Origin of the sequence: Chitinophaga deserti (genome assembly GCF_003149455.1) — a bacterium.
Lineage (GTDB): Bacteria > Bacteroidota > Bacteroidia > Chitinophagales > Chitinophagaceae > Chitinophaga > Chitinophaga deserti.
Window position 1 is genome coordinate 557373 of the sequence record NZ_QFFK01000001.1, and the last position, 6552, is coordinate 563924.

6 protein-coding genes are annotated in these 6552 nt (G+C 47.7%); 4 read left to right on the forward strand and 2 right to left on the reverse strand.

Annotated elements, in window-relative coordinates:
- Positions 1-213 precede the first annotated feature (213 nt).
- Positions 214-1332 (reverse strand): FecR family protein, encoded by a 1119-nt coding sequence (locus DEV76_RS02170; RefSeq protein ID WP_109694636.1) that lies wholly within the window; start codon positions 1330-1332, stop codon positions 214-216.
- Between the two features lie 94 nt (positions 1333-1426).
- Between DEV76_RS02170 and DEV76_RS02175 the strand changes: the two genes are divergently transcribed.
- The 4 genes from DEV76_RS02175 to DEV76_RS02190 all read left to right on the forward strand — a co-directional run bounded on the left by DEV76_RS02175 (position 1427) and on the right by DEV76_RS02190 (position 5193).
- Positions 1427-1894: a YdeI/OmpD-associated family protein gene (locus tag DEV76_RS02175; protein ID WP_109694638.1), complete on the forward strand. Its 468-nt coding sequence runs from the start codon at positions 1427-1429 to the stop codon at positions 1892-1894.
- Between the two features lie 111 nt (positions 1895-2005).
- Positions 2006-2614: a hypothetical protein gene (locus DEV76_RS02180; RefSeq protein WP_109694640.1), complete on the forward strand. Its 609-nt coding sequence runs from the start codon at positions 2006-2008 to the stop codon at positions 2612-2614.
- A gap of 272 nt (positions 2615-2886) precedes the next feature.
- Positions 2887-3300, forward strand: a complete 414-nt coding sequence (locus DEV76_RS02185) for a VOC family protein (RefSeq protein ID WP_109694643.1) — start codon at positions 2887-2889, stop codon at positions 3298-3300.
- Positions 3301-3843: 543 nt separating this feature from the next.
- Positions 3844-5193 (forward strand): right-handed parallel beta-helix repeat-containing protein, encoded by a 1350-nt coding sequence (locus DEV76_RS02190; RefSeq protein ID WP_394336952.1) that lies wholly within the window; start codon positions 3844-3846, stop codon positions 5191-5193.
- A 70-nt stretch (positions 5194-5263) separates the two neighbouring features.
- Here DEV76_RS02190 and DEV76_RS02195 read toward each other — a convergent pair whose 3' ends face one another.
- Entirely contained in the window at positions 5264-5953 is a 690-nt protein-coding gene (locus DEV76_RS02195; protein ID WP_109694646.1) for a hypothetical protein, read from the reverse strand.
- Positions 5954-6552: the final 599 nt, after the last annotated feature.

Genomic DNA, 6552 nt, shown 5'->3' on the forward strand with positions numbered 1-6552 from the left:
ATCTTCCGGGAGTTGGCGCTTTCAGGCGGGTAAGGGATACCCTGCCGGTGTTGGCACCTGGCTTTTAAAATCATACTTTTGATTTTGGGTGATAAATAAATTTTCTCTCATGAACATTTGTTGCGCCCTGGCAACCGGAGCTGGTACCTCCTGTTGCCGGATCCCGGCTTCTGGCCGGGATTTTTTTTAATGGCTATAACGGTCTAATGTTGCCTAAGGCTTTACTGTAATCCTGTTCCCTTCAATCAGAAAGCGGACCCTTCCTGTCATTTCAAGCATCTCCAGCAGGCGCGACACGGGCAAGTTCCGCGGCAGCGATCCTACAAAGTGGTGCGTTATATTCCCCTCATATATTATTTCTGCTCCATACCAACGCTGCACCTGCCGCATCACTTCTGCGATAGACGCATCGTTGAACACAAACCGCCCTTCTTTCCAGGCAGTTACCGCACTCATATCCACTCCGTCTTCCACACGCAGCTGTCCGTTAGGTAGCAGGCTCGCCTGCTGTCCCGGACTGAGCGTGCGCGTTTGCCCGTTCTTCACCACCCGTACAGCACCTTCCAGAAGGGAGGTGCGGATAGCAGGCTCATCGTCGTATGCATTGATATTAAAGTGTGTACCGAGTACTTCCACCGTCATGCCCTTGGCTACTACGCGGAATGGACGGATGGCATCTTTGCTGACTTCGAGGTAAGCTTCCCCTTTCAGCTCCACGAGGCGCTCGCCGTTGGGAAAAGCAGTAGGGAAGCGAATGGAGGAAGAAGCGTTGAGCCATACCTTACTACCGTCGGACAGTACCAGGCGGAACTGTGCGCCTGTGGGCGTGGTAAGGGTATTGAATACCGGGGCTTCCGGTTCGGCAGCCTGGTATTCCAGCGCTCCGGCGGTGGGCTGATAAATGCTGGCCCCTCCCTGCCGGGCAATTGTATCGGCATCTTCTCCACCGAGGGCAATGGTGGAACCATCTGCCAGCGTAAGAATGGCTTTATCGGAACCGGGGTCCAGATCGTTCCTGAAACGTTCTGCACGTGCCAGTGGTGCTGCGGGAGTAGAAGGGCGCATGAGGAAGAAGGCTCCCCCGGCTACCAGCACCACCATGGCGGCTGCGGCGTACCATAAAATGGCGCGGCGCAAAGGCTTCCTGCGGATGCCCGTCATAATCCTGCCATACATCAGCTTTTCCAGCGCAGCCTCCTCTTCAGGACTCATAGCTGCGGGAGGAACACCCTCCAGCCGGTCGCAATACGCATCTACCAGCTCCTTTTCCGCTTTGGTGGCAGTACCGTTCAGGTAACGGTCTACTAATAGTATGAAAGTGTTTTTGTCCATAGGTTATACTAGTATGTACTGAAATCAGATATCCCCCCTACACCTGAGCCAAAATATTTTTTACATAAATTTAACATCTCAATCATCCGTCCTCATGCCAGCCACCCCGCTCATAGCGAATCACTACATCCTGGAACGCTTCCAGGCCAAAGGTGGCTGGACGTACGCCTACATCCCCGAAGTATCTCCCGACCCCGGGAAAGCCTTCGGCTGGATCCGGGTAACCGGCACCATCGATGGTTTAGACCTTGGCCTTACCCGCCTCATGCCTATGGGACAGGGCCGGTTGTTTTTACCGGTAAAGGCCGCATTACAGAAGAAGCTGAAGAAAAAAGAAGGTGATCAGGTATATATAGTGCTTTACCGTGATGCAACGCCGGTAATCGTTCCCGAAGAATTGCAGGCCTGCCTCGAAGATGAGCCCGCAGCGCTGGAAGCTTTCCACCGGCTGCCGGAAGAGCGCCGGAAAACGATCATTACTTCCATCAATACAGCTGATACCCCACAACAGCAAACCAAAAGGATACTTGAGGCCATTAACACGCTGCTCAGGAATAAATAGCCCCCATGCTACAATATGCCCAGCGGGCACCACACCCCGGGTACCAGGCCGCTATGGACATGATAAGGCACCGTATTTGCAAAGGTTAAGGTAGTACCAAAACCCATTCGCATGAAAAACCTACCCATCCCCGTCATTATAGCATGCGCCATAATTAGCTCCTGTGGCCAGCCGGAGCCTAACCATACGAGCCAGAATGCTGTTCCGCCCACAGAAGATACGCTTGCCCAGATGCCCGGTGGCGGGCCGCGGCAACAAACCAGCACTAACGAACAACTTTTCCGCACTGCATTGTCATCTTTCCGCACTGCGGCCACCGGAGGCGATTACGCGACGCTGGAAAAAATGATCCGCTTCCCGCTGCAAACCGCTCCAAAATGGACAGGCGATAACATCAGCACCTCCCATTCCGATTCCGCCGCCGGCCAGGTAAGCCAGATGCAGTTTGCCCGGTTCAGGGATCAGATTTTTAGTCCGGATGTAAAAGCAGGACTGGAAAAAGAAAAACAGGAAGAAGTCAGGGAAATCCCTGCGGGTGCGGAAAACGATTACTACCGCCACCTGTTCCCGGGTATAGACAGTGCAGCCCCGCTTTATGAAGTTTACCACCCGTACGCCGATAAAACCCGCAACGCAGAAAATTGGTTCGCCTTCATTTTCGGTAAAGTAGGCACAACGTATAAGGTAACGGGGTTCCATTCTAAATGGCCGGTAAAATAAAAAGGAGATAAAGTAAGGTAAGGCGCTCTTATTAAAGGGTTAAAGAAGGGTTACTGTAGGGTTAATGTATATCTAATGTATATAAAAGCCTGTCTTACCCAATACCATGGCCGATTTACGCCCCTTTTATATACATTAAGTACCATATTGGTAATATACCAGTATCCCTTCAGTAACCCATTGTTTCGGATTCATTTAATAATCAATTGCTTATAAACTGCAGTCATAAACGGTGGCAGCATTTTTGTATTACACCCGCAAACCTTTACTATATGCAGCAATTAAGGAAAATAGATACGGAAACGAATGTGGTTACCTGGTTCGAGATTCCGGTAACCGATACACCGAGGGCAAAGAAGTTTTATGAAACCATCCTCGACATTGAAATGCGCACCGTGCAGGCTGGCGACAAAGAGGAGCTTACCTTCTTCCCTTCTGATCCCAATATTGTACAGGCTACATCCGGAAGAGTTACCGGTGTACTAACCAATTCACCCGAAGCAAAACCCGGTGCTGAAGGCACGCTCATCTACCTGAACGCTTACCCTGAGATCCAGACTGTGCTGAATAAGGTAGTACCTGCAGGCGGGAAGATCCTGACGCCCAAGCACCTTATTAAAGCGGGTTATATTGCCATTATCCAGGATACGGAAGGTAACCGGATAGGGCTGCATGCCGAAGCTTAAATAGCTGTTCCAGAACCCGAAGGGGCACAGCCATTTCTTGCCAAATTGCAGCACCCGCCGGCAGTAACCATGAGCTTCGTGGCAGGACCTGCTCATCCGGATTATCTTGTGGAGGCAGATGGAATTGCGTTTGTTCCCGACAGTGAATAGCAGGATCATCACTTCTTTTTATGCAATCTCAAAGCACCCAAAAAGTGGGGAAAACTTTTTATACATATACAAATAAAATGCTTCAATAAATATTATCATATATTAGAAAAACCTACACCTCAAAGCAGTCAACAAAATCGTCCTAACCGTGACTACACGCGGAAATGCAACTGATACCCCAATTCTCCCGGACCCTCGCGACATAAATAAAACCACCCTAAATAATGGCATAATATTTAGTCGTTAAGCCTCTTTAAAAAATCGCCGTATTCCAAAAAAAAGGGGGAGTATTGCACAATTGTCGTATTTTAATTTTAACCATTTCTTATTCGAAAAACCATGACCAAACGTTTTAACGTATCTGTGATGCTTGTATTGGCGTTATCAGTCCTCATGACTGTATTTAGCTGCACCGAAGAAAAGCCGGTAGAGCCTGCTCCAAAACCGGAAGACTCCACTGCGGCCAAACCTCCAACGGGAACACCGGGCAGGCAGTTTACACTTGTGCCCGATAAGTTCGGCCGGCTGGAAGTAAACAATGCTAATGGCACTTACAAAGCAGGAGACATTCTTAACCTGAAAGGCACCTTTACCGCTGTGATCTTCTACAACCTGAAAGGCGCATCTGGTAAGCCTATCACCATCCGTAACGCACCCGGTACCGTACTGAAAATCGGTGACCCTGCATGGAATGGTGGTTCCTGGTCTACCGCACTCAGCTTCCGCAACTCTCATTATGTGAAAGTGGAAGGCACTTCCAAAACGAGCTTTATCATCAACGGCTCCACCACTGCCGGCCGCATCGCCTACTTTAACATGGCACTGGCTGAGCAGTCCGACAACTTTGAGATCGCTAACCTCACCATCACTGGCGGCGGTACTGGTCTCTGGGCTAAGACGGATCCTGTGAAAAGCATTCCGGCTACCCATTATCCGAATTCCTATCTGGAGAACCTCTTCATTCACGACCTGGTGATCACCGGCACGCACAATGAAGGCATGTACATCGGCCACACGGCTACTTACTGGAACCTGGAATCTAACTACTCCTATTACACACTGCCTGCAGGCGCCGTATTGGGATCGGTTTACGTGCAGCCCATCAAATGGCGTAACGTAAAAATCTATAACAACATCGTGAAAGATGGTGGTGCAGATGGTATCCAGACTGCCGCTATCGATGGCCTGGAAGTTTACAACAACGAAATCACCAACTGGGGTGGTCAACACAACCCCTCCCACAGCGGTGGACTGCTCATCGGCGGCAGGGTGAACAACTCCAACATTCACGACAACTACGTGCATGATGGCTGGGGTGAGCTCTTCCAGTTCTTCGGTTCAGGAGAAAACAATGGTAAGCACGTAATTACCCGGAACCTGTTCCGTGACAACTTCGTTCATGACGGTGTTAACTTCCGTGGAACTGATAATGCTATTGTTGAGTTCTCTCACAATACCGTTGCCCGTACTTACGGTGTTTGTCTCCGTTTCAATGGTTACCTGGGTATGAAAGGCACACAGCAGATCTTTGCCAACGCACTGATCCAGCCCCGTACCGTTGGTGGTGTAACGATTGAGCCCCGCTCTTACATTTACCTCGAGGGTGATGCAGTAGTGCGCGAAGGTACCGGCACGAATGCCAACACCAAATTCGTAACTGTTGCAGCTGCAGGTGTTGACGTAAACAACTACTATCAGCCTTTGGCGAATTCTCCTCTTGGCAGCTCAGGCTACCGGAGATAGTCTTCAACAACATAAAAAAAGCCCGCAGATAGTTTTATCTGCGGGCTTTTTTGTTTTAATTCTAAACCGGTCATTGTTTAAGAGCCACTATAAGTCTGTTGGTTGCATCTGCGAAAAACGATTCTAATTCCCTTTGTGAAACAACCTGGTAAGGCTGCTTCGCACTCTTTCCAGAAATACGGAATTTCGGGCCCCGTTTAGCTTCATACACTTCACATCCTGTCAGACAGGGCGTATAATTGAAATTATAGTTTCCTGCATATTCATTATCTATGATCAGGACGACCTTAAAATCTACTTTGGCACCTTTCACTACTATATCTCCTTTCCCGAAAAGAGATTTCTTTCCCTTACGGGTATAATATTGATTTGTACGGTACTCCACATCTGTTTGGAGATTCGAAAGCTCTAAAATGATATCTGTATCAGTTTTCGACTTCAATTCCGCATAATTAACCTTGTCTCCGGATTTTTTAATCACTTCATTAAACAAAGCCCTATCCCTAACTACAAATTGATTCTTCAACAACTCTTTTTCAATGGTATTGTAGATGTAAGTATTACCATCTTCTTCTGTTGTATTATCCTGAGCATTGGGAACTCTAAGTACAACTTTGGGATTAGGGGTACTCCTTAAAAAAGACTTCAGCTTATCAGTTGAAAAGGTTTCTGATTTAGGAGTTTCAAAGCTCACAAACTTTTGCGTTGAGCATGCTGAAATCAATAAGACTCCAATTAAAAAGGGGTAAATGTTTTTCATTGGTGGATATTTTGATTGGGGGTTGATGAAAAATCAAATATACATCCTTCCCCTATCACCACCTACAAATGCATGTTAATCAATATAAAACGAATCAATAAATACACCAACCTGTTTGCATTATTCATACCCGGTAATAATCGGATTTAATTCCCCGTAAAAAGAACGAACCCGTCATTTGGCAGGTCATAGACTCTTTTTGAACTTGGGAAATTCAAATTCTATCTAGTCGGGATGGCAAGATTCGAACTTGCGACCTTCCCGATAGCAATCGGGACGCGATTACAGGGATAGCATTCATGTAATCGGGGGAGGATGTAGTATAAAAGAAAAAACCCGCCGGAAGGCAGGTTTTAATTTCTTTTTGAACTTGGGAAATTCAAATTCTATCTAGTCGGGATGGCAAGATTCGAACTTGCGACCTTCCCGATAGCAATCGGGACGCGATTACAGGGATAGCATTCATGTAATCGGGGGAGGATGTAGTATAAAAGAAAAAACCCGCCGGAAGGCAGGTTTTAATTTCTTTTTGAACTTGGGAAATTCAAATTCTATCTAGTCGGGATGGCAAGATTCGAACTTGCGACCTTCCCGATAGC